Below are 23520 nucleotides of genomic sequence, written 5' to 3'. Positions count from 1 at the left end.
GAAAGCCAATTTTCTACGTGGTAGTGCATCCTTCCAGTTAGGACATGTGTGCATAGTAGGTTGGTGAAATACAGCACTGATAGCTAAGCCCTGCTTCGTATACCAGAATTCAAAAGACGCTGCTCCTATTTCTAGGGAAAATTCTATAACTTGTTGATTTTTAAGGGATGTGAAAAGTGATATAAAGCAGGGATAGAGTGGAATTATAAAGACGCTGCTATATATCTACCTGTTTTATTTTGTGACACTCAATGTAGTTCTTTGACTTTACTAGGTTTTTAAGTTGGCTTTGATTGAGGACAGCAGAATTATATAGAAGGGTGATATGTAGACGCTGCCTTTGAATTAACTGTTATGTTTCATGAGAGTGTGAGTGGATGAAATTAATCGGAAGCAAAATGGAGAAGGATTTTCGGGAGGAGCTACAGAAATCAAACGAGTTTTTCTCTTCTCCTTCGAGGCTCCGTGATGCGCTAGAGTCTAAGGGGCACAACACGAACAATGCTTATGTTTTGCATTGGACCCCAGATCAAGGCGAAGACATATATATGGTATTAATAAATGGCTCCTATTTGGTTAGTGTCGAACTAGATCGAATCAACCCAGACGTACCTCCAATATTTGAGCGCACAGAACTACAAGAGTACAAGCAGGGTCTCAGTAGAATGAACCAAGTTAGGCTATTAGTTGCACAGGACCTAGCGAGCGAAAAAACATAACAAGCCAATTAACTTCGCGCCTTCGGCGCCGGACAGCCCACACTGCGCTTCGCTCCGTTCCAGCTGCCGGTTATTGAGGCGTTAAATGTACTCGAAGATGAATGGCATTGACCTAAAGCCCGCAGCAATACTGATTACTTTTTGTCTTCTATTTGGTTTGGGTATCCAGCCTAGATTTCCAACATAAGTGACACACGTTTACCCGCCAAAAATTCCAGCGGGCTCAAGTAATTTAGTACTTTCCTAGGTCGAGTATTGATTCGAAACACTGCGTCATCAATACGGCTTTTTGGTATCTTGCCAATTTCCACTCCTTTTGGAAAGAAGCGCCTCAAAAGGCCATTAGTGTTTTCGTTCAGCCCACGCTCCCAAGAGTGGTAAGGTTTCGCAAAATATATTCTGCATCCTAGCTTCTGCGCAATCGATTGATGACCTGCAAATTCTCCTCCATTATCGAAGGTGATGGTTTTACAGATGGCCTGATATGGCTTCAACATCTGCTTGATCGCCCGACTCACTGTTTTCTTGCTCTTATTTGGGACTCTGCGAGTGAGCAATAATTTGGAAGCTCGTTCAACCAGTGTCACCAGATAGCCATCTTGACCATAAACTGTATCGCCTTCCCAGTGACCGATCTCAGTGTTTTCATCGACAATCGCAGGTCTTTGATCAATATCTATGCGCTCTGGAATAAGCTTTACGCCTGCCTCGGAACCTGCCCGTTTCCGATAAGGTTTGGCTTTCCTTGGCAGACGTGACCTCCAGTTAAGTCGACTGACCCAGCGGTAAATTGTTGAACAACTAACCGTTTTCGCACATCTCTCAAGCTGCATTCGCCCAGCGATTTGTTCAGGACTTGCATTTTTTAGCTGGTGGTCAATTTGTACCTGCATGGCAAAGTCGAGCTTGGTATGTTTAATAGCTCCGTGCCGTCGTTGCAGTGCCTGACGGTGGGCACTCTCGGCACAGTAAGGGCTGTAACGACCAAGCTCACGAGAGATGGTCTTATTGGATCTATTGAGGCGTAGTCCAATGGCTCGGGCTGAATAGTTTTGCCCATTAAGGACCTCAATCTGGTATCGTTCTTTCAAGGTCAGCTGGTTGGTACGGGTTCCCATGAGGTTCCTGGCTTGTTTGTGTGGAAGCTTACTAGCCTACAACCAGCTGGCCTCCTTCGCTATCGCCAAGTGTGTCGGTTATTGTGAGAATCTAGGCAGTACTTCACGGGATTCTACTGGCTAACAGCAATGTTACTGGTAATGATCGCTGTTTTGATTAATGGGCTCATCATCTTCAACGAAGATCTTGATGAAGGAGGGTTCGATCATCACGTAGGAGTGACTGATACACCTGAAGCCAAAGCTGAACAAAGTAAAGCCAATAAAATCCAAGTGGCAATAATAATTCTACTTATCATAGGTGCATGGTGGTCTTACATTTAACAAATCAATTAACTACGCGCCTTCGGCGCCCGACAGCTTACACTCCGCTTCGCTGCGTTTCAGCTGCGGGTTATTGAGGCGTTATGCGGCCGGTTGAGAATGGCTAAGATAATTTTTTACTTAGGGATTTCGATCTTTGTTTACACACTGATAGCAATAGCTACAGGAATTCCTGAGTTAGTGGATTTTGTTCCGCTGAGTTGGGTGCAATCTACACCGGAAAATGGCTATTACAAGGTTGTTCCCTCAGATAGCCCTAGTGTTAGCAAGTGGTACACGCTTGGTATTGCCGTCATACTAATTTTGGCTGGCTACTTTGCAGGCGGCCCTAGAAAGAAATAGTTTTATTCACAGTGCGAGGTCACGCATAACCAGGCCAGGCAAGATCGCCCAGCCGGAGACTGGGCTGGACAGCCTACGCTTCGCTTCGGCTGCCCTTGCTGGCAACGTTATGAGTCTTAAGCATGGATAAAGAGCAGAAGAAGAAACTAAAGGCTCAATACAGGCAAAATGAGCGGGATGAAATTCGAGTATCTATCCCATTGGATATTAATGAACTAAAGGATCTGCTGTCCTATTTAAACCGTGAATCCGCCCCGGCATGTGACCACACCCTTAGAGAAACAATTGAGTTCCTAAAGTCTAAGAAAATTAACCCAGAGATAGTTATTCCTTGGCTTGGCGAGCACGGCGGCTTCTGCGACTGTGAGGTTATTTACAATGTCTACGATGATGTTGGCGATATTGTTGGGTGGCACCTTGACGAAAACTCATAACAAGCTGCGTCAATCGCTCCCGTTGGTCGCTGGGACAGTCAAGTGTCCGCACCTTTTGGGCATGGCTGCGCCATTATGCGCCCAAAAGACGCTCCAACTTGTCTGCCACTGCGCGGGGCGTTATTGTGGCGGTCATTTTTTAGATGGTTTGTAGTTGCTGCAAGTAACAATCTCTACCTGAACACGCTTCGTTAGAGGGTTCTCCTGCAATCTGGCACCATAGTTTCGTTCAAGTGCCTTCGTTTTAAGTCAACAAGCCCTGCAAGTCAGTTGCACCATTGTGGAGTGCCAATCAGCTAGTTAATTGGTGGGGGAAGTATGGTATTTTTCCCTGTAAATTTATCGGGCAGTGGCCAGCCAAAGTTGGCTGGCAGAGAGCAAGTAGGTCGTTCAGTGTGCTCCAGCTATAACCAGGCCAGGCAAGATCGCCCAGCCGGTGGCTGGGCTGGACAGCCTACGCTTCGCTTCGGCTGCCCTTGCTGGCAACGTTAACCCAACGAGGAAAGTAATGACTCAAGAAAGAAAACCATTCATCACACTTGGAAAGTCAAAGCTTTCCAAATTCGCTAATGGCACTGTACTCGTCATCTTACTTATCTATGCAGCTGTAAAGAGCGGCATCATAGAGCCAGCTGTAACACGAGGATTTGATTACAAGATTCCTGCAAACGAGTTGTCAGTTTCTAGCGCTCAGGAGTTACAAGAAAAATTGGGGAGCTTCTCTCTCAACGAGGCACAATTAAGCTCAGAACTTGCAAAAGCTGGCATAGACTTACATCAGTTCCAAGAAAACACGTCAATGGAACTCGTTATTAGCACAACGCAAAATGGCTTTAAGGGCCTAGTTATTGAATTTCAATCAACACTGGACCCAAATAAGCTAAAGTCAGTTTACGCAAACATTGCTGACCAAATTCAAAGTCATGTTTCAAATAAAAAGGGTTAACAAGAAGCTGCACCCGACTCCGGCGCTATCGGGCCTCCGCGGGTGAGCTTGGCGTTATGCACCTGCGAGCCCAAAGTAATGTTCGATAAAGAAGACTACTATTTTCGCGTTCGGTATAGAAAACTTAATACGCAGTGTAAGCTTTCAAACACTCTTCGCAGTGATTTGAAATTCGAATCTGACGCGGGAAACAGATATGTCTTTGCGCTTTATCCAGAATTCGAAACACTGTCTGAAGAAAACATCGTAGGGGGAGAGAGGGAAGCCCTGGATGAAGGTACGGCCATTATTAGAAAGCCAATCTACGAGGATAAGGGTGGTTACTTCGACATGATCCGCGAAAGAGTCAAAATAGGCCAAAGAGCATATTTGGTGGGTGGCTCGCATAAAGTTGCTGAGCTTGAAATTGTCGAAATCATCAGCGAGTTATAAATGCATAACAAAGCCAAGCACGACCGCCAGCAAAGCTGGCTGGACCTACATTCCGCAGCTTCGCTGCTCCATTTCGGCCCGTGTTGGCGGCGTTATGTGTAAATAGATATGGAAGATCATGTATATAGCCCGACAACATTTTGGCAGCTATTTGGTGGCATTAACGACTTTACTGCTTGGTTTATGCCCTTCTTTCTATTTGCTGCATCATTAGTGTGGTTCTATAGAGAGCGCTCCATTTTATCTGGGCTTTCACTTTTCGCAGGAATATTAGTTACCGCCTCAAGGGTTGCGCACATGTTAATACCTAGCGTACATTCAATCGCCCTTGGGCACTCCGAACCAACTATTGAGCAAAACCCAATCATCTGGTTTTTATACGTACAAGCCTTAAATATTGGCAGTTTTATTTTCGTTGTATGCGTTGGTTATCACTTCGCATTCAGCCAAACATATAACAAGCAAAGGCAGCAACGCCCTTCGGGCAGGACATGCTAACGCGCGCCGCTGCTTTGGGCGTTATACGTAATCGACCATGGAAATTTACATAGAGAATTCAAGCACGGATAGAATATTGGGATTTTTAAAAAGTAAATTTCGTACTGTTGGCGATATACAAAACTCTGGTGAATCTATTGTGGTGCTGCTAGGTGGCAAGGAGTCGAATTTTCCCGTAGTTGTTACACACAATATTGAGGAAACCAACTTTACCAGCGTCTGGTTTAATTCAGCAGATCTGCCTTGGCAAGCTATCGGTTCGCTAGCACAGGATGCATTTGAAAATCTTAATTCTAAAATAAGATTCGAGAAACCATGTTTCACGCCTGTTTTTAATGAGCTAAGTGAATTCGGCATATCTGAGGTTACTTGGGAGTAATGCGCATAACAAGGCGCTCAAGTCGGACTCATTTTCGTCGCTTCAATTTTGTGCTTAAATGACACAAAATTAAACCAATAAAAATCAGCCGCTTAGCACGGCGTTATGTGTTTTTATCGATAGTCACCAATATTAATGCTGAATACGTAATCAATGAAGTAGGTTAATTTTGTATCATTTGTTTTACGGTTTTGTAGCCCCATTTGTTTTAGTTTGTTTAGGGTTTTTGTCGGGGTTGGAGTTGTTTAGTTTTGATGTTAAATCATTTTATTGGTGGTTTGTTCAGGTGCTTTTCATGTTGTTGTTCTTTAGTATTGTAAGTGATTGTAGAAGCGGCAGTTATAAAACGAATTGGTACACTAAATTTGATCCAAGGTCTGGTCGATACATTTATTCTATCTGGCCAAATTGGGTGTTATATATCTTTGCTGCGTCTTCATTAACGGCATTTGTCTTAGGAGTTAGTATTGGTGGTCATCTGGCGTAAAACACATAACAAGCCGTTGAAGTCAGACAGTCACAAGCTGTGATCAAAAATATAGAACAGCTTGCGCCCGCCGCTTATTGGGGCATTATATGGCGGTGCCACTAATCAAAAATGTTCAGGGTATGAAAAATGAACGTAAATTATAAGCAAGGAACTAAAGTAGACTGTCAACGTATAGCTGAACTTGATTACTTGGCATCTGACGGTGCAGTTGAATATCTTTTTCACAATTTGATACCGGGTTGTTCTGCTTTGCAGCTACTTTGTGATGGATTAGAACAAGATGTTTACCCTCATACTTTTCGCAGTGCTATTGTGGCTGAAATTGATCAAAAAATTATCGGAATGGCCCTCTCATATCCGGCGCACTATCACGGTATAACTGAAGAATTAACAAACTTTTTACCAGCTAATCGAATTGAAAGGTTCAGAGAGTTTTATACCAGTAGAGTTGAAGGAAGCTATTTTCTCGATGCTATGTGTGTTGAAGAATCGTATCGAAGATTGGGTTTTGGTAAATCATTGATAAATCATACAAAAGAAAAAGCAAGTAATGACGGTTACAATGAACTTAGTCTCATTGTGTTTGCTGACAATATTCGAGCTATTGGCCTTTATAAAACCCAAGGATTTAGAGTAGTAAAAAATATCAAATTGGAGTCACATGAGCTTATTCCTCATAAAGGTGGCTGTTTGCTCATGAAGGCTGAAATATAAAACCATATGACAAGGTGATGATGTTTGTTCCGGCCCTGTGGGCCTCCATCGGACGGTCGTCGCTTCGCAGTGCCCGCCGCATATCACGGCATTATGTGTAGTGAGAAATTTTATGTACGAATCTCTACCAAATAGGAATTTATCAGAAGCCGGTGAGCTGTCTCAAGCTTTTAGTAAGCTTGGATTGTCGAGTTTTCATGAGGCGTGCGAGTATGTATGGAAATTACCTTACGGTAGAACGAGCGATAGAGCTAATTGGAGGCTTATTTTAACCGAAGGCCAGGGTGCATGCAGTACAAAGCACGCTTTATTAAAGGAGCTAGCCGATGAGTTGGAAATCAGCATTGATTTAGTTGTTGGTATTTACCCCATGACTGAAGCCAACACTCCTGGTGTTGGTAATGTCTTGACTGAATATGGCTTTGAGTTTATTCCAGAGGCTCATTGCTATCTTAGCTATCAAGGCGTTAGAGTGGATCTGACACGATACGGAATTGAAGCCGATGAAGTGATAAACGACTTCTTCTCTGAGAAAGTCGTCGAACCAAGTGGAATTGGTGAGGAAAAGCAGGAATTTCATAAAGAGTACATTCGGAATGAATATGGTGAATCTGAATTTGAAGAGATTTGGAAGGCCAGAGAAGAGTGTATTACGGCAATCAGCACATAACCAGTAAAGGCAGCGGACGCCGCAAGCGTCGCCGCGCTGCTTTGGGCGTTATACCTCTTCAAACAAAGGAGAACTAAATTGAAAAAAGTCGTTCTTTTTTTCTTGTGCGTGTTTGTAACAGCGTGTTCTGGAACGGGAGGAATTATTGGAGGCCTTGTACCAGCGCCAAAGTTTCTAGAAGGAGAGGTCGAAGGCGATATGTATATTGCCGAGGGTCGTGTGTTTCAGGTGGGCTTGCCGCATCCTCCAAGCATTGATGGATACGAGTGGACGTACACAAAGGTTCACGAACACCAGGAAGAAAAGTACACAAAGGTAGTGTTTGGGCCAGCTGCGTTTGATATTAATTATTATCATGTCACATTAGTTAATGCTCCTTCTATTGACGATATATCTAAACATTCGGAAGGTCTGTTTAATCAATTAACCAAAATGCAGCCCTATCGGGAGGTTCACACGGCGGAGCAGCTCGTGAACACTGAAATCGAGATTAATGGCAATAAAGGTTTTTACGTAGCCTTCAAAATGGGGCCATCTCAGTGGCTTTTGTGTGGGGTGGTATACCTTAACCAAGGGTACTATGTGGTCGAGGCCGATATTTCTAGGTCCTTTGATGGTATGTATAACCCATCCGAAGAAACTGTAAAAAACAGAGAGTACCAAATTTTCAATCGCTTGTTAGAAACTTTCACAAAGCAGGTATAACAAAGCAAGGCACCGGACTCGCTTCGCTCTCCGGTGCTTACTGCGTTATATGGCCAAACCACCATTGGAGAACGAATGAGAATATTTCTAACTTCACTATTTGTATTGGTTTTGTCGGCGTGCGGTTCCAATATGCCAGCACCATCTATATCAGAATATGTCAAAACAGAAGGCGGCGGCTTTCTTATAGAGCGCAATGCAGGCGTCAAGTACGCAATGATATATACCCTGCTCAAGCCCAGTGAATCTGCCACTTCCTATAAAGCGGTTTTCGAAAGCACTATCCCAAATGGCAGACCGGTTTATGCTGAGGGAGCCATTGAGCCTGGCACATTAGAGCTTCAGTTGCAGTCACCAGTAATACCTGGCGTTAAAAACAACCAAACATATTCAGTTTCGCTAACTCTTTTCGAGGGTGAAACGCAGCTAACCACGCACAATGACCAGGTTAAGTTTTCGTTGCCTTCCAATATGTTGTCTCAATTTGGGGTTGCAGAGCATTGAGCCATATAACAAGTTGCTCAAGTACACTCCGGCCGCAAAAGACACGGGCTCCGTGGGACAGCCTACACTGCGTTTCGGCAGCCCCTTAGCAAGGCGTTATGTGTAAATCAATATGAGCATTCTATATTGGCTGGGCTTAGGTGGCTTGGCTGTTATTGCCTTCTGCTTATTTAAGAAGTGGAAGGTGCGTTCGGTTGAGTGGGAGCCAGAGGAGGTTGCAAATCTTCTTGAGTCATGGATCAAGGATGATGTTGACTACAAGCGCTGGGATTACTTTGAGGCCTGTGTGATTGCTAACCCAAAATTCGAAGCAATTCGGCAGCGAGCTATTAAAGCAATACACATAAATTCACCTTATATCGAAGTTTGTGGTCGGCATGAAGGTAAACTAAATGAAAAAGGCAAAGAACTATTTAAGGAGCTAAGAAAGCAATGCTTTTGATTTATTATTGGCTATCCACAGTACATAACAAGTTACCGTATCCGATCACCTACACCCTGGGCGTTTTGTGCTTTACGCTACGGTAGCACTTTCCGGTGCCTGCTGAGCAAAACGTTATGCGATCACGTTTTTTGAACCCTGAATTTTTCTAGATATTTGAGAAAGAAAATATGGCAGACTACCCAGAAGCACTCGACTATATGCTGGCGGCATGGAACGAGCCTGACTCTACCAAAGTGCGCGATCACCTTGAAAATGCCCTAAGTAACAATGTCCGGTTTGTTGATCCGTCCATTGATGTCTCTGGTATTGATGGATTTGAAAAAAATGTCCATGAAGTGAAATCAAAGCTTCCAGGTGCGGTTTACTCTCGAACTAGCGGAGTAGATTCTCAGCATGGGTTTCATCGCTACCATTGGGCTATACATCAGGAAGGCAAGTTACTTATGGCTGGGTTTGATGTAACAGAAATAGATGGGCAAGGAAAAGTATCTTGTGTAATAGGTTTTTTTGGTGATATCCCTGATCGCTAGTGGCAATGGTATTGTGTGAGGTAGTGGAAAGGCGCATAACGAGGCGTTGAACCAGGCGTAAGGGGTTTGAGGGGTTTTTTGATTTAAGTGCTAAAGTAATAACTTTATTGTGCTAACCGGCTTCGTACTAGAACACCCGCGCAAGTTGGCTTTACGTTAAGTGAATAGCTGTGAATCGATTTCTAATCACACTTGTATGTCTGGTTGCTTCTAGTTTGGCGTTTGCTTGTACCGCTCCTAAAATGGGGTCTGAGTTTGATAAGCTCATTAAAGTAGAAAAGATTGAATCGAATACATTCCAGGCGACTATTTCTATGAATGCTGAGGGCTTAAATTACGGAGCTGAAGCTACTATAGAATACTATCCTGAAAATTCTGAGCATAGGTTCGGTGAATATTCAAAAAGAGTTCATTTAAAAGAAAGAGGCACTGAGTATGTTTCTACTTTCGATCTTAAAAAGATTGAAGGGCATATTCCATTCTTACAAGTGTTTTGGTATCCAGAAATGTGTTGCCTGTGTGGTGCTTACGGTAAATCAAATGACCTTGCACTTGAGTGAACCACTTAACAATGCATGTTGTCGGACTGGTTTTCTGTTCCACTCTAAACTAGCCATAAAGCGTGGTGTTAGTTTTTTGCCGTCGTTTGGTATCACATTAAAATTAAGGGAAATTAAGAGTGTTACATTGGATTAAAATTGAACATTCGCGTGTGGGTTCGTTCTTAGAGATGCCTCGCAGGCTTTATTATGAGCTTTATGTGAGATCTTTTAATTCAGCTCAAGGATTAAGGCTCATTATTGATGGAAAATAAGGAAAGCTAGTTTTTTAGCTTTTGTCGAAGAAGCCATTCGTCAGGGATTGTATTTGCGGCTGTGATTTTGGTGTATATTGTGGGGAATTTTATTGCCTAAGTCTTCCATATTTATTAACTACTTGTGCTTCTCGCATTCATATTATGGAGCGCAGTTAATTTTTCAAGGTTTATGGCTCGGCAAATGGAAATTCTCAGAAGGTATCTTTCGTGGGTAAAATATAACACATAGCAATCCGCAGCAATCGCTCCCTTTGGTCGCAGGGACAGCCAAAACACTGCGCGTCCCTTTGCGAGGCGTTAAGTGATACAAGGAGAGTAAATGAAATCATTCACAATAAATTTTTTTGGTCTAGTTGGAGCTTGGCACATGATAGATCTAACTTCCGAAACTTTGCTTAATTCAGTCTTCGCTCCGTTAGTATTTACGGGCTTCCTAATTTCTAGTGTACTGTGGTTTATAGTGAAGTTTGGAGTAACTCAGGGCTCTAGCTCTGATGGTCACTTTAGCAGTGGTGATTCTGGAGGTTTTGGAGATGGAGGGGGTGGTGATGGTGGGTGTTAAATCAGTTAACGAAGGCATGTTGTTCGCCGCTATCGTCGCCGAGCGGCTTACGCTACGCTTCACCGCCGCATGTGAATATTATGAGGCAAACCGCAAACGAAAGGTTGAGAGATGGAATTGCAACTATTAGCCGAGAATAAACAAGCGTTACCAATTGTTGCGGAGTGGTATTTTACGGAATGGGGTTACCTAAGGGAAAGCAATAGCCTGGCTAAAACTCGAGAATCGCTTTCTGACTACCTAAACACCGATAAAATACCACTTCTCGTTATAGCAGTTGAATCAGGAGAAATCTTGGGTGCGGCACAGTTGAAATATCGTGAAATGACTATTTACCCAGAAAAGGAACATTGGCTCGGTGGTGTGTATGTTTCCAAGTCCCATCGCGGAAAGAAAATCGCAGAAGCAATCATTGACAGAATCATCTCACTAGCAGAACAGCTTGGTGTGTCGAAGCTCTATCTCCAAACGGAGCATCTAGACGGCGGTCTTTATAGTTGTTTGGGTTGGAATCCAATAGAAAAAGTTACTTATTGCGGCTTAGAAGTCCTTGTAATGGAGAGAGAGCTCACCGTATAACAAGGCAATGAATCAGATATTTTGAAGTATGCTTCCGCTGCGCTATAGCGCGTATTTAGAATGCCGGTTATAGTGGCGGTCAATTTTTGGAAGGATTGTAGTTGCTGCAAGCTTCAATCTCTACCTGAGTACATTTCCCCAGAGAGTTTTCCTTCAAACTGCTAGTGCAGTTTCATTCAAGTGCCTTTCTTTTAAATCAATAAGTCCTACAAGCCTGATGCTCCATTGTGGAGTGCTAATCAGATAGTTAACTGGTAAGGAAAATATGCTATTTTACCCTGCAAATTTACCAGGCTGTAGCCAGTCAAAAATGGTTGGCAGGGAGCCAGTTGGTTGATCAGCCCGCTTTGACCGTAAATGGTCTGGCTGCTCCTGTTGGCAATGTTAATTGGCTATGTGGCTGATAGAGCCAAAGTTTAGGAATATGAATGCATGGATAATGTGAAGTGGTACAAAAAACCTGAGATGATTGTTGCTTTCTCAGCTCTATTCATTAGTTTCGTTACGGCTATAGTTAGCATGTATTCTGCTTATGTAGATCGTGCTTATGCTCGAGCTTCTGTTTGGCCAAGGTTGGAAATACATCGTAATTTTAACACCACACGTTTTGAGTATAGTGTAACGAATAGTGGGAATGGTCCTGCTGTAATTAAGTATGGGATAGTTCAATACAAATCTGAGCCTATCAAACTTAGGAATGACATTCCAAATTTACCTAGTATTACTCAATCCCACATTAGTAATAGAATACTGTCGCCACAAAATACGGTTAAGCCATTATCCTATACAGGGAAAGAATTGGATAAATTTGACGAAGCCGATAAATTTATAGGTATAGAGCTCTGTTATTGTTCAATCTATGAAGAGTGTTGGCTTATTGACAAACTTAATGAGCCCAAATCTGTGAATGGCTGCTTGGTTGACAAAACAGTAGCTTTCTCGGAATAAGAAAATTCTTAACAGCATCAATCGTGATTCCAAGCTCGGCGACTTTATTGTAAAGGGTATAATAAAGTCGCCAAAGTTTTGCCACAAACTATATTGACGCTATAAGCTAAGAAATTACTGACACAGTTTTTAGTGGTTGTTTATTTCTTAGTTTTTAGGCTGGTATCTCCAATGCCTAGAGGGAAGGTGGCAAAGAGCAGTCCGGTGAGGTATTTTTATCAGGCAAGCGGTTGACATTGAGTGGTGCTTAAATCAAGATGATTAAATGAATACAATTTCAACGCAACCAACTGCTCGAATTATTCTTATCATTCCATAAGAATGGTGGGATTGTTGATGTGTTGCTAATTTATCAAACCCGCCAAAGAGGCGGGTTTTTTGTTTCTGCCTTTGGGGGTTGCACTAGATGAAGGAACTGGAATGAAAAAAATAGCGATCTTTGGCAAGCCAGCTAATGGGAAATCTACTTTAGGTAAAAAGCTAGCGTCAGTAACGGGTATAAAATTGTATGCTTTGGATTCCATTTTATATCAGCAGAGTGGTCAAGAGGTAGATCTTCATAGCTATGAAGAGACTCACGGGAACATTCTCGCTTCCGAAGAGTGGATTATTGAAGGCTTTGGGCCAATAAGCTCATTGGATTCTTTTAATAGGCGTTTAGACGAAGCCGATACGCTTGTTTATATAGATTTACCTTACTTTGTTACCTATTGGTTGGTGACGAAGCGGCTCTTTACAGGATTGTTTAAGAAACCAGAAGGCTGGCCTAATGGGAGTTCCATTTTAAAGGGAACGCTTGAGAGCTACAAAATATTAAAGTTCTGCCCAAAATTTTGGAATGATAGATTTTTACAAAGGTTGAAAAAGCTATCGGCAAATAAAAAGTTGTATGTTATTCGATCGATTTCTGAGTTAAATAGCTTCGTTGAGAAAAATGTGTAATAAATCACATTTAGTAATGTGGTACAAAAATTTCTATATCCGGATTTTCTGAAAGTGTCGAATTTTTTTCCTTCAGTAAGCTTCTGGTTGATCTTGAATCGACATCTGTGGGTAAGTCTGAGGTGGTCAGTAGGAATATTCATTTATCAGTTTTCGAATTTTAAAGTGATGAAACTTATAAAATTAATGAAAACGATTGCTTGGATTTTCTGAGTCTTAACTTATGTTTTATAAATGTTGATTTAACCAGCCCTTTTTTCATGTGATTTCTATATAATTCCAGATAGAGTATACATTGTATTTATAGTACGCTTAATGCAGAATTGTCTGTTACATGTTTATTTCGGATGTTTTGGAATCACAACTAAAGGTATGTATTCATGATAAAGATCAGGAAGCCCAATTTACAGTTAATTTATGTTTCGGATATACAGCACTCTGCTGAATACTATCAGAATTTATTTAATTTTGAACCCTACTTTGCAAGCCCTAGATATGTAGTTTTTAAGGTTGATGGGGTTGCGGATTTTGCTATTTGGTCAGGTGGCGAGTCTCCAGAGCATGAGTCACCAAGATTTGCAGAGATTGGTATTAATCTTGAGACTGATACCGAAGTGAAAGAGCTTTATAAAGAGTGGAAGGCTGATGCTGGGATAAATATATATAAAGACTTATATACAGATGTTTTTGGTGAGACCTTCTTGGTTAAGGATCCTGATGGTCATGTTATCCGTGTATCTTCTGCGGACTAAATGCTACTGTTTGTGGGGTTAATGTGAATTCAATACACTGTCCTTAAATGTGAAAGGTTTACCTGCGTTTTTATTGTCCGTAGTGATTTTTTCGAATGTATATTGGGGTTTATTGTGGTGCGCTAAGAGTCAATCAATATGCTGCTTTTAAATACATAGGTGGAGAAATTTATGCTTCAAGTATCGATATCGGCAGGTGTGGTTTTTATCTTGTTAAAGTTCCTTGAGCGGGGTAAAGATCGAGGGTTGGATGGGTTTGCATCTATAGCTTTTGTTCTTGTGCCGGCACTGCTGATCTTATTGGCCAATATTGGAGCTGGAATAATTGGAATTGACAAGCGGTTTTGGTTCCGTTAGCGCTTTTGTATTTTATCGTACCCTTGTTTATGTTGCGTCTGCAGTTTGATTTATCTTGGGGGCGGTCATTTTTATATAGCTTTTTCGTTTTCTTGGTTGTGATAATTGTTGATAGTTTGTTTTATCTGATAATCGGTTTTATTCGTAGATGATGGTTTTTCATTGGTTTCTATTCTTATTTGAAGGGTTATTTATTTGAGTGATTATGCAGTGTAATCATTATTAGACTAAGGAAGACTTTTTCTGCCGCTGCGCTCCACTTGTGTGATCCTGCTTGTTTTATCGTAGGTGCTGTGTTTAGTTTTGGTCGATGAGTTTTAATTGTTGGTAGAAATTATGTTGCAGAAGTTAAAGGCCTCTCTGGGAATTGGTGCGGCTAAGGTTGATACGGTACTGGAAAGCGCGAGTGTATTTCAGGGAGGACTAATCACGGGGAATGTCCATGTTCAGGGGGGTGATATTGAACAGGCGATTGAAGCTATTAACTTAAAGCTTTGTACCGAAGTAAAAGTTGAAAATGACAATGGTACTAGCTATGTCAACATGATTTTGAGCGCTGTAAGAATTATGGAGCCATTTACCATTGGTGCTGGTGAGGGTAGAGAGATTCCCTTTGAATTCAAACTAAACGATGAGACACCCATCACTGCATTGGTGGCTCGAAAGAATCAGTGTCGGGTTTGGTTGGAAACGGCACTGGATATTGATTTTGCCATTGATCCTAAGGATCGAGATTATCTGGAAATAAAGCCCTTGCCGGTGGTGCAGTCTATTATTGCAATGATTGAGAGCGAAGGCTTTGATTTGGTGAAGACAGATGTTGAAAAGGGCTATTTGAATGGGGGCGCTTTTTCTTCTAAATCTGGGTGCTACCAAGAAATTGAATTTAAGGGCGGTGGCTTCTTCGGGGCGAAGGAAATAGAACTTTCATTTATTTTGGATGGTGAAATGGTGCATTGCCTGGCCGAGATTGACCGTAGATTTGGCGGGAGCGGTGATGAATATCGGTCTTTCTGCCTCGGTATCAATGCTGGTGATAATGAGGTTCAAACTGCGGTTGGGGCAATTCTCTCCCGCTGACCTCGATTGTTATGTAACTTTCGGGCGATAGCCTCAGATGATCAACAATAAACCAAATGTTGCCGGGTAATAGCCCGGCTATATTTTGATTCGCTGTTCCTAAAAACAATATCTTACGTCAATTACCCTAAACAGGAGTGATTGTAGTGATTTCACATATTTCACTTGGTGCCAATAACCTGGAGCAGGCTCGCAGTTTTATGGTCGGTTAATTAGCTTACTTGGGTGTAAGGAAATTTATGCGTCTGGTAGAGTGGTCTTTTGGGAATTTCTCAACTCCTCTACGAAACTCGCGCTCACTGTGCCGTTCAATAATGAGTCTGCCAACTTTGGTGATGGCACTATGGTTGCTCTTAAAGCCGAAAATAAAAAGGAGGTTGATCGTATTTTATGGCTCTTAGCTTGGGTGTTGTGAGCGAAGGTGAACTTGGCCATAGAGACCCTGGAGCCTTCTGAGGGGCTTATTTCCACGATCTGGATGGAAATAAGATAGCGATCTTTTCCCGCTGATGCCCTTCAGCTTATTTTGTGGCTTCCAGTTCGGCCACCAGGGTAGTAATCAGCTCTGCTGCGGGTAGTGCCCGGCATAGAGGGGCTCCCTGGCCGGCCCATTGCACGGCAAAGCTATCACTGTCTGCTGTACTTGAAGCGTTGGCGAGCGCTTTGCCAGCACTGTAGCAGATTGGGTAGTCAGGTCTTGTCGGGGCGTTGTGGTTTAGATCAGTGTAAAAGCGGTTGGAGATACCGCGAGCAGGGCGCCCAGAGATATTCGCAGTAACAGCAGTGTTATGGGCGTGCTCACTTTTAAGTGCTTTTCGGTAGTTTTCGTCAGCGGCGGACTCTGGGCAAAGTATAAATGCGGTTCCCATTTGCACAGCACTGGCGCCCAGGGAAAGAGCCGCATGTATTCCGGCTCCATCCATAATGCCTCCTGCAGCAATAATAGGCAGGTTGCTTTGGCAGCAAAGCAGGCGAACCAAAGCGAGTGTACCTATTTCCCGGTCTTCCTCAGGTACAAACACCCCTCTATGGCCACCGGCTTCTATACCTTGAGCAATTAAGGCATCCATTCCCGCTTCTTCTGCGGATTTTGCTTCCTCTGGGGTTGTAGCGGTGGCAATCAGGGTGATACCAGCATTTTTTAAAGCATTGATTGTGGCTTGATCGGGCAATCCGAAATGAAAGCTTACCACTGCGGGCTTTTCCTGCAGGAGCATCTCAAGCATCTCGCGGTTACCAAGAAAGCTTGGGTAGGGTTCGTGTAATGTTTGTGGAGGTGTTGCCCCTAATTCTGAGAAATATGGAGCCAGGAAATTGAGCCAGGTGTCCTCACGTTGGGCATCTGCAACTGCAGGTTGATGACAAAAGACATTGACGTTGAAAGGGTGCTGAGTAAGTGCACGGGTTTGTTGGATTTTTTCGGCGGCTTTTTGCGGGGAGTAGGGGCCGAGCCCGATGGCGCCGAGTCCGCCCGCATTGGAGACGGCCGCAGCCAATTCAGGGGTAGATACACCGGCCATTGGTGCTTGAAGAATGGGGTGGGAAATTCCTAGTGTTTGCAGAAAAGGTTGCACTGCCCGCTCGCCTCGCTGTTCATGCTCAAAGGAAACTCTGGAGAGTTTACTGTGTTTCTGCGGCCCTCAGGAATACCTAGCGGGATATTAAGCGGTGATGTTGAGAGAGGTTCGTGCTTCGCATTGCGGTATCTCAAGGGGCGAAATGATGAACCCACCTTAGGGGAATTCCGGCGCGCTAGCTATCGCGTGCCGGAAGTAATTTGCGAATCGATGTGAATGATTCAGGGCTTGGGCTTACAGGTGCAGGTTGAGGCCAATATAGGCCCCTTTGATTTCAATATCGCTTTGCAGGTCATCCAGCTCATCGAGGTTTAAGGTCATTACGCGGTAGCCGGCCTCAATCGCCAGGTCCACAGCAGGTACGAAATCCCAGCGAACTTTTGCAGTGAAATCTGTGAGAGTATCGCCGCGATAAGCTGTGCCATTGCCCTGAGCAATAATGGACCAGCCGCTAAATGGCAAGTCAAACCGGGCCATTCCGTAAGCCATTGGCAGATAGCCAGTTAGCTGGATATTTTCGGCGCGGTCTTCACTAATGGCGGTAAACTCACCGTCATACTTACGCGCGGTAATTCCCAAGTCCAGATTTACCCAGTTATCCAGAATTTCATAGTAGAAGGTGGCGTCGGTATGGGTGAGGTCGAGATCGGTGTTGATGGTTGCGCCGATCTGGAAGGTTTCATCGTCGAAAGTCACAGTGCTTTGCAGTTCAGCGCTGCCATCGGTATCAATATTGCTGTGTGCAAGCATGATATTGGGTACTAAGGGGATCGGGTGCTCCAGTGCGGCCTGGATAAAGGTGATGTGGTCCTCGCTGAGGGAAAGCTCATCTACATTGAAATCATCTTTACCAATATCCCCGTTGTAATTTGGCAGCCAGGCACCGATGCTGGCATCAAAACCGAGAACTGTATCCGCGTTGGCGGTAGCGCTGCCGAGAAGGGCGCACAGTGCAATAGCAGATTTCTTCATGAGCTTCTCTCCGTGATAAATTTGTCGCGGAGTGTACAGGGTTATTTTTTTTCTGTTGCTGTAAGTTGCACATTTTTACAAATTTGTCGGCCAATAGAGCGAACTGACGTTTATAAGATGTTTCTGTTTCCTTGAAAAAGTGTGAAGTCATGTCAGAAAAGTGGCATGAATTTAGAAGGAATCTCGATCAACCAATTGCCAAATAGAAATTCACGGGTTTGCTTCAAAAAGCATCTGCTGCAGTGCGCTGGCAGCATTGCTGAGCGTGCGGCCACGATGGCTGATTACGCCGAGGTTACGCAGGACCTGCAATTTTTTTACCGGTAATACCGCCAAACTCTCATCCACCAAGGTTTGGGGTAAAACGCTCCAGCCCAGTCCGACACAGGCCATCATTTTGATCGTCTCCAAAAAATTGGTGGCGAGCTTGGCGGTGAGCTTTAAGCCCAAGGCGTCGAACTCCCGCTTGATCAGCCGCCCGGTATAGGTGTTGAGATCCGGCAAGATCGCGGGGTAGTTGGCTAGGTCAGCCAGTTCCAGCTCAGGGATTCTGGTGAGTGGGTGGCCGGGTGCAGCCACTACCACACAAGGGTCTGGCCAGATGACTTGTGCGTTTAGGTGGGGGTAATCCTTGAGGGCCAGGGTAACTACGGCCAGTTCGTACTTGGCGGCCATTAGGGCTTCGTAGGCCTGCTCAGAATCTACAAAGTCGATATCCAGGGCAACCTGTGGGTAGCGATTGCTGAATTCCTTCAGCACTGGCGGCAGATGGTGCAGGCCCACATGGTGGCTGGTGGCGATACGCAGGCTGCCGCTGACATTATTGCCAAGGGCGCGCAACTCCTGCTCGGTATCGCTGATTTCGTTGAGGATATGGCGAGCGCGGGGCAGTAGGGCGCGCCCGGCATCGGTTAGTTGCAGGCGCCGGCCGATGCGGTCAAACAGCGGGGCCTGCAACTGCTGCTCCAGGGCTGCGAGGCGCTTACTAGCCGCGGGCTGGGTCAGGTGCAGCTGTTCTGCAGCCCCGGATACCGAGCCCTGCTCGGCAATTGCCAGGAATGCCCTCAACCACTGAATTTCCAATCGGTATACCTCCTAATAAGGGAACTCTGGCCACGGTAGCGCCTCAGAGTAAAGTTCAAATTCCATAAAGGAATAGATTGAATAATAAATATAAATTGGTGTTATTTTCTAGGCCTAGTTAGACTCGGGGTCACAATTATTGAGAGGAACGGCTGTGACAGGGCAAACACTCTACGACAAACTCTGGCAGGACCACCTGATCAAGACCCGTGACGATGGCTCCGCACTGATATATATCGACCGTCATCTGATTCATGAGGTGACTTCCCCCCAGGCCTTTGAAGGGCTGCGTCTGGCTGGCCGCAAACCCTGGCGCAGGGACTCCCTGGTCGCTACTCCTGATCACAATGTGCCATCCGAAAGCGCTGAACGCGCCGCCGGTGTCAGTGGTATCCGCGATGATATCTCCCGTATTCAGGTGCAGACCCTGGATGAGAACTGCCGGGATTTCGACGTGGTGCAGTTCGGTATCAATGAGCCGGGGCAGGGTATTGTGCATGTGATTGGCCCGGAAACCGGCGCCACTCTACCGGGAATGACGGTCGTATGCGGTGATTCCCACACCTCCACCCATGGTGCTCTGGGGGCTTTGGCCCACGGTATTGGCACCTCAGAGGTGGAGCATGTAATGGCCACCCAGTGCCTGATCCAGCGCAAGATGAAGAATATGCTGGTGCGTGTGGATGGGACTCTGCTTCCCGGTGTTACTGCCAAAGATGTGGTACTGGCAATTATCGGCAAGATCGGTACTGCCGGTGGTACCGGCTATGCCATTGAGTTCGGTGGCGAAGTCATCCGCAAGATGTCCATGGAAGGTCGCATGACCGTGTGCAATATGGCTATTGAAGCCGGTGCCCGCGCGGGCATGGTGGCGGTAGACCAGATCACCCTCGATTACGTGAAAGGCAAGCCCTACGCGCCAAAAGGCGAACAATGGAATCGGGCAGTTGAGGCCTGGCGTCATCTGCACTCCGATGACGATGCGGATTTTGATCACCTTGTAGTACTACAAGGTGAGGAAATTGAGCCCCAGGTGAGCTGGGGGACTTCGCCGGAAATGGTTGTGCCCATCAGCGCCAGTGTGCCGGACCCCGCCGCTGAAACCGATGCCACCAAGAGTACCGGCATGCTGAGAGCTTTAGAGTATATGGGGCTGAGTGCCGGGCAGAAGATCAGTGATATTCGCCTCGACCGTGTCTTTATCGGCTCCTGTACCAATTCCCGTATTGAAGACCTGCGCGCCGCCGCCGCTGTAGCCAAGGGCCGCAGCAAGGCCGACAGTGTTAAGCAGGTATTGATTGTACCGGGCTCCCAGGCGGTCAAGGCCCAGGCGGAGCGCGAGGGGCTGCACGAAATTTTTGTCGAAGCCGGTTTCGAGTGGCGCGAGCCCTCCTGTTCTATGTGTCTGGCAATGAATGCGGACAAATTAGGAGCTGGAGAGCACTGCGCCTCCACTTCCAACCGCAACTTTGAAGGGCGTCAGGGTTACGGCGGTCGCACGCATCTGGTTAGCCCAGCGATGGCAGCTGCGGCGGCGATTGCCGGACACTTTGTTGATGTGCGCGAGATGGCACCAGTGCAAGCGCAAGAGGAGATGGCCTGATGAGAGCATTTACCCAGCACCAGGGCCTTGTAGTGCCCATGGATCGAGCCAATGTGGATACGGATCTGATTATTCCCAAGCAGTTTCTGAAGTCTATCAAGCGCACTGGCTTCGGCCCCAATCTGTTTGATGAATTGCGCTATCTGGATGAGGGTTTTCCCGGCCAGGACTGCTCAAACCGCCCGATCAACCCGGATTTTCCTCTGAACTTCCCCCGGTATGAGGGGGGCTCGGTGCTGCTGGCGCGGGAAAATTTTGGCTGCGGCTCCAGCCGTGAGCACGCCCCCTGGGCGCTGGAAGACCATGGTTTTCGCGCAATCATTGCACCCAGCTTTGCCGATATTTTCTTTAACAACTGCTTTAAAAATGGGTTGCTGCCAATCGTTTTGCCAGAAGAAGTCGTGCACCGCCTGTTCGAGGAAACTCACGCACAGGAAGGTTACACGCTTACGGTCGATCTTGAGCAGCAGCATATACATAAGCCCTGTGGTGAGGCGATTGCCTTTGAGGTGGATGCCTTCCACAAGCACTGCCTGATCAATGGCCTCGATCATATCGGCCTGACCCTGGAGCACGCTGATGATATCCGCTCCTATGAGGCGGCTCGACGAGAAAAAGCCCCGTGGCTTTTCGATGCGGTTCAATAATTAAAGGAAATTCCTGTGACAAAGAAAGTGATGATCTTGCCGGGTGACGGCATTGGCCCGGAAATTGTTGAACAGGCCATGGCAGTGCTGGAGGTCGTATCCGGCAAATACCATTTGGGCCTTAGCTTTGAGCAGGGTCTGATTGGTGGTGCCTCCATCGATGCGCACGGCGAGCCCCTCACCGACGAAACGCTCAAGGCCGCAGGCGAATGTGATGCGGTATTGCTCGGCGCTGTCGGTGGGCCCCAGTGGGATACCCTGGCGCGTGAAATTCGTCCGGAAAAGGGGTTGCTGAAAATTCGCAGCGGGCTCGGCCTCTATGCCAATCTGCGCCCGGCCATTCTCTATCCGCAACTGGCCGACGCCTCTTCGCTCAAGCCCGAAGTGGTGGCTGGGCTGGATATTCTGATTGTGCGCGAACTCACCGGTGGAATTTATTTTGGTGAACCCCGCGGAATTCGCACCCTGGAAAATGGTGAGCGCCAGGGTTACAACACCTACGTGTACAGCGAATCGGAAATCGAGCGTATCGCGCGCTCCGCATTTGAAGCGGCGCAAAAGCGCAATGGCAAGCTCTGCTCCGTCGATAAAGCGAATGTATTGGAAGTCACCGTGCTCTGGCGCGAAGTGCTGGACCGCCTGGCGCCGGAGTATCCGGATGTGGAGCTGTCGCATATGTACGTTGACAACGCCGCGATGCAGTTGGTGCGTGCTCCCAAGCAGTTCGATGTGATGGTAACCGGCAATATGTTCGGCGATATCCTCTCCGATGCCGCTGCCATGCTCACCGGTTCTATCGGGATGCTGCCGTCTGCCTCTCTGAACGAAAATGGTTTTGGTCTGTATGAGCCCTGTCATGGCTCCGCCCCGGATATTGCCGGGCAGGGCATTGCCAACCCCCTTGCCACTATCCTGTCTGCGGCGATGATGTTGCGTTATTCCCTGAATATGGGGGAGGCGGCGGATGCCATTGAGGCTGCGGTAAGTGAAGTACTGGAACAGGGGCTGCGCACCGCTGATATTTACACAGAAGGTTGCCGTAATGTTTCCACGGCGGAGATGGGTGCCGCTGTTGTCGCCGCGCTGTAAGCGCGTGGCGTCACACATTTACCTTTTTTACTATCGCGCCGCTTTCTCGGTGGCGCACGCTGATCACATCACTAACAGGACAAAGCAATGCAGAAAATAGGTTTTATCGGCTGGCGTGGAATGGTCGGCTCGGTATTACTGGAACGCATGAGCGCCGAGGACGACTTTGCGCATATCGCTGAACCGATTTTCTTCTCCACCTCTAATGCTGGCGGCAAGGCGCCGGATATTGGCCGCGATCTGCCGCCACTTGGAGATGCCTACGATATTGATGCGCTGGCAGGGCTGGATGCCATTGTCAGTTGCCAGGGCGGTGAATACACCAAAGAGGTTTTCCCTCGCCTGCGCGAGGCCGGCTGGCAGGGCTATTGGATTGATGCGGCATCCAGCTTGCGTATGCAGGAAGACGCGGTAATCGTACTGGACCCGGTCAACCGCGATGTGATCGACCGCGCAATTGCTGTCGGGCAGAAGAATTTTATCGGCGGCAACTGCACTGTCAGTCTGATGCTGATGGCTCTGGGCGGACTGTTCAAGGCCGGTCTGGTGGAGTGGGTGAGTGCCATGACCTACCAGGCCGCCAGCGGTGCCGGCGCCAAGAATATGCGTGAGCTGATTACACAGATGGGTGCGATCCGCGACGGCGTGGCAGCAGAGCTGGAAAACCCTGCCAGCGCCATTTTGGATATCGATCGCAAGGTGGTTGCGGACATGCGTTCGGCAGATTTCCCCACTGCGCAATTTGGCGCGCCTCTGGCCGGCAGCCTGTTGCCCTGGATTGATACTCAGTTGGAGAATGGCCAGAGCCGTGAGGAGTGGAAAGCCCAGGTGGAAGCCAACAAGATTCTGCAAACCCAGAGCCCAATTCCAGTAGATGGCACCTGTGTGCGTATCGGCGCGATGCGCTGCCATAGCCAGGCCTTTACCGTGAAGCTGCAAAAGGATTTGCCGCTGGTAGAAATCGAGCAGTTGCTGGACAGTGCTAACGATTGGGTTAATGTAGTACCCAATGAGCGTGAAGCCACTTTGCAACAGCTGACGCCTACGGCGGTTACCGGCAAGCTGGATATTCCGGTGGGGCGCCTGCGCAAGTTAAGCATGGGCCCAGAGTACCTGAATGCCTTTACTGTGGGCGATCAATTACTCTGGGGGGCGGCAGAACCGCTGCGCCGTATATTGCTGATTTTGCTGGGTAAGCTGTAACTGGTACAGTTTGGTATAAGTTATCTGGAGGCGCTTATTGCAGCACTTGTTAATAGAGG

29 protein-coding genes are annotated in these 23520 nt (G+C 46.4%); 25 read left to right on the top strand and 4 right to left on the bottom strand.

The window, feature by feature from the left end; translation table 11 throughout:
* Positions 1-889: 889 nt before the first annotated feature.
* Positions 890-1837 (bottom strand): IS30 family transposase, encoded by a 948-nt coding sequence (locus tag ACJJIT_RS13620; protein ID WP_444898738.1) that lies wholly within the window; start codon positions 1835-1837, stop codon positions 890-892.
* Between the two features lie 129 nt (positions 1838-1966).
* On the opposite strand from ACJJIT_RS13620, the gene ACJJIT_RS13615 reads away from it, so the two are divergent.
* The 21 genes from ACJJIT_RS13615 to ACJJIT_RS13515 all read left to right on the top strand — a co-directional run bounded on the left by ACJJIT_RS13615 (position 1967) and on the right by ACJJIT_RS13515 (position 15287).
* Positions 1967-2161: a hypothetical protein gene (locus ACJJIT_RS13615; RefSeq protein WP_444898737.1), complete on the top strand. Its 195-nt coding sequence runs from the start codon at positions 1967-1969 to the stop codon at positions 2159-2161.
* Between the two features lie 99 nt (positions 2162-2260).
* On the top strand, positions 2261-2503 hold the full coding sequence (locus tag ACJJIT_RS13610) for a hypothetical protein (RefSeq protein ID WP_444898736.1): 243 nt from the start codon (positions 2261-2263) through the stop codon (positions 2501-2503).
* 122 nt (positions 2504-2625) lie between these two features.
* A complete protein-coding gene (locus ACJJIT_RS13605) occupies positions 2626-2937 on the top strand; it encodes a DUF2695 domain-containing protein (protein ID WP_444898735.1) in 312 nt (103 codons plus the stop codon).
* 508 nt (positions 2938-3445) lie between these two features.
* Positions 3446-3883 carry a hypothetical protein gene (locus ACJJIT_RS13600; RefSeq protein ID WP_444898734.1) on the top strand — a complete coding sequence of 146 codons (438 nt, stop codon included), beginning with the start codon at positions 3446-3448 and terminating at the stop codon, positions 3881-3883.
* A gap of 78 nt (positions 3884-3961) precedes the next feature.
* Entirely contained in the window at positions 3962-4315 is a 354-nt protein-coding gene (locus tag ACJJIT_RS13595) for a hypothetical protein (RefSeq protein WP_444898733.1), read from the top strand.
* A gap of 108 nt (positions 4316-4423) precedes the next feature.
* Positions 4424-4813 (top strand): hypothetical protein, encoded by a 390-nt coding sequence (locus ACJJIT_RS13590; RefSeq protein ID WP_444898732.1) that lies wholly within the window; start codon positions 4424-4426, stop codon positions 4811-4813.
* 76 nt (positions 4814-4889) lie between these two features.
* On the top strand, positions 4890-5192 hold the full coding sequence (locus ACJJIT_RS13585) for a hypothetical protein (RefSeq protein WP_444898731.1): 303 nt from the start codon (positions 4890-4892) through the stop codon (positions 5190-5192).
* A gap of 616 nt (positions 5193-5808) precedes the next feature.
* The gene (locus ACJJIT_RS13580) at positions 5809-6396 is read left to right on the top strand and encodes a GNAT family N-acetyltransferase (protein ID WP_444898730.1); all 588 of its coding nucleotides are present in this window, start codon (positions 5809-5811) and stop codon (positions 6394-6396) included.
* A gap of 112 nt (positions 6397-6508) precedes the next feature.
* Complete coding sequence (locus ACJJIT_RS13575) at positions 6509-7066, top strand: hypothetical protein (protein ID WP_444885629.1); 558 nt, start codon at positions 6509-6511, stop codon at positions 7064-7066.
* 78 nt (positions 7067-7144) lie between these two features.
* Entirely contained in the window at positions 7145-7771 is a 627-nt protein-coding gene (locus ACJJIT_RS13570) for a hypothetical protein (protein WP_444885628.1), read from the top strand.
* Positions 7772-7846: 75 nt separating this feature from the next.
* A complete protein-coding gene (locus ACJJIT_RS13565) occupies positions 7847-8275 on the top strand; it encodes a hypothetical protein (protein WP_444898729.1) in 429 nt (142 codons plus the stop codon).
* Positions 8276-8387: 112 nt separating this feature from the next.
* Entirely contained in the window at positions 8388-8717 is a 330-nt protein-coding gene (locus tag ACJJIT_RS13560; RefSeq protein ID WP_444898728.1) for a hypothetical protein, read from the top strand.
* Positions 8718-8887: 170 nt separating this feature from the next.
* Positions 8888-9250 (top strand): hypothetical protein, encoded by a 363-nt coding sequence (locus tag ACJJIT_RS13555; RefSeq protein ID WP_252085146.1) that lies wholly within the window; start codon positions 8888-8890, stop codon positions 9248-9250.
* Positions 9251-9420: 170 nt separating this feature from the next.
* Positions 9421-9810, top strand: a complete 390-nt coding sequence (locus tag ACJJIT_RS13550; RefSeq protein WP_444898727.1) for a hypothetical protein — start codon at positions 9421-9423, stop codon at positions 9808-9810.
* Between the two features lie 751 nt (positions 9811-10561).
* Positions 10562-10759 (top strand): hypothetical protein, encoded by a 198-nt coding sequence (locus tag ACJJIT_RS13545; RefSeq protein WP_444898726.1) that lies wholly within the window; start codon positions 10562-10564, stop codon positions 10757-10759.
* The gene (locus ACJJIT_RS13540) at positions 10741-11208 is read left to right on the top strand and encodes a GNAT family N-acetyltransferase (protein WP_444898725.1); all 468 of its coding nucleotides are present in this window, start codon (positions 10741-10743) and stop codon (positions 11206-11208) included. Before ACJJIT_RS13545 ends, ACJJIT_RS13540 begins: the two co-directional genes overlap by 19 nt.
* Before the next feature lie 432 nt (positions 11209-11640).
* Positions 11641-12156 (top strand): hypothetical protein, encoded by a 516-nt coding sequence (locus tag ACJJIT_RS13535; protein ID WP_444898724.1) that lies wholly within the window; start codon positions 11641-11643, stop codon positions 12154-12156.
* A gap of 420 nt (positions 12157-12576) precedes the next feature.
* Entirely contained in the window at positions 12577-13098 is a 522-nt protein-coding gene (locus ACJJIT_RS13530) for an adenylate kinase (RefSeq protein WP_444898723.1), read from the top strand.
* A 380-nt stretch (positions 13099-13478) separates the two neighbouring features.
* Positions 13479-13850 (top strand): VOC family protein, encoded by a 372-nt coding sequence (locus tag ACJJIT_RS13525; RefSeq protein WP_444898722.1) that lies wholly within the window; start codon positions 13479-13481, stop codon positions 13848-13850.
* Between the two features lie 171 nt (positions 13851-14021).
* On the top strand, positions 14022-14207 hold the full coding sequence (locus tag ACJJIT_RS13520; RefSeq protein ID WP_444898721.1) for a hypothetical protein: 186 nt from the start codon (positions 14022-14024) through the stop codon (positions 14205-14207).
* Positions 14208-14531: 324 nt separating this feature from the next.
* The gene (locus tag ACJJIT_RS13515; protein ID WP_444898720.1) at positions 14532-15287 is read left to right on the top strand and encodes a sporulation protein; all 756 of its coding nucleotides are present in this window, start codon (positions 14532-14534) and stop codon (positions 15285-15287) included.
* A 521-nt stretch (positions 15288-15808) separates the two neighbouring features.
* On the opposite strand, the gene ACJJIT_RS13510 is transcribed toward ACJJIT_RS13515, so the two are convergent.
* The 3 genes from ACJJIT_RS13510 to ACJJIT_RS13500 all read right to left on the bottom strand — a co-directional run bounded on the left by ACJJIT_RS13510 (position 15809) and on the right by ACJJIT_RS13500 (position 18919).
* A complete protein-coding gene (locus tag ACJJIT_RS13510) occupies positions 15809-16861 on the bottom strand; it encodes an NAD(P)H-dependent flavin oxidoreductase (RefSeq protein ID WP_444898719.1) in 1053 nt (350 codons plus the stop codon).
* Between the two features lie 237 nt (positions 16862-17098).
* Positions 17099-17836: a TIGR04219 family outer membrane beta-barrel protein gene (locus ACJJIT_RS13505; RefSeq protein ID WP_444885614.1), complete on the bottom strand. Its 738-nt coding sequence runs from the start codon at positions 17834-17836 to the stop codon at positions 17099-17101.
* Between the two features lie 210 nt (positions 17837-18046).
* Entirely contained in the window at positions 18047-18919 is an 873-nt protein-coding gene (locus ACJJIT_RS13500) for a LysR family transcriptional regulator (protein WP_252085156.1), read from the bottom strand.
* Between the two features lie 154 nt (positions 18920-19073).
* Here ACJJIT_RS13500 and leuC point away from each other — a divergent pair, with 154 nt between their 5' ends.
* From leuC to asd, 4 genes are all read left to right on the top strand, one after another.
* Positions 19074-20522 (top strand): 3-isopropylmalate dehydratase large subunit, encoded by a 1449-nt coding sequence (gene leuC / locus ACJJIT_RS13495; protein WP_444898718.1) that lies wholly within the window; start codon positions 19074-19076, stop codon positions 20520-20522.
* On the top strand, positions 20522-21169 hold the full coding sequence (gene leuD / locus ACJJIT_RS13490) for a 3-isopropylmalate dehydratase small subunit (RefSeq protein ID WP_252085158.1): 648 nt from the start codon (positions 20522-20524) through the stop codon (positions 21167-21169). The genes leuC and leuD overlap by 1 nt, the downstream gene beginning before the upstream one ends.
* Before the next feature lie 30 nt (positions 21170-21199).
* Complete coding sequence (gene leuB, locus ACJJIT_RS13485; protein ID WP_444888918.1) at positions 21200-22258, top strand: 3-isopropylmalate dehydrogenase; 1059 nt, start codon at positions 21200-21202, stop codon at positions 22256-22258.
* Between the two features lie 87 nt (positions 22259-22345).
* Positions 22346-23461 carry an aspartate-semialdehyde dehydrogenase gene (gene asd, locus ACJJIT_RS13480; protein ID WP_444898717.1) on the top strand — a complete coding sequence of 372 codons (1116 nt, stop codon included), beginning with the start codon at positions 22346-22348 and terminating at the stop codon, positions 23459-23461.
* Positions 23462-23520 lie beyond the last annotated feature (59 nt).

This window comes from Microbulbifer mixtoriginis (SeqCode), assembly GCF_052467515.1.
The sequence above is the reverse complement of the archived record's forward strand: the minus strand, read 5'-3'. Positions and strand labels throughout refer to the sequence as shown.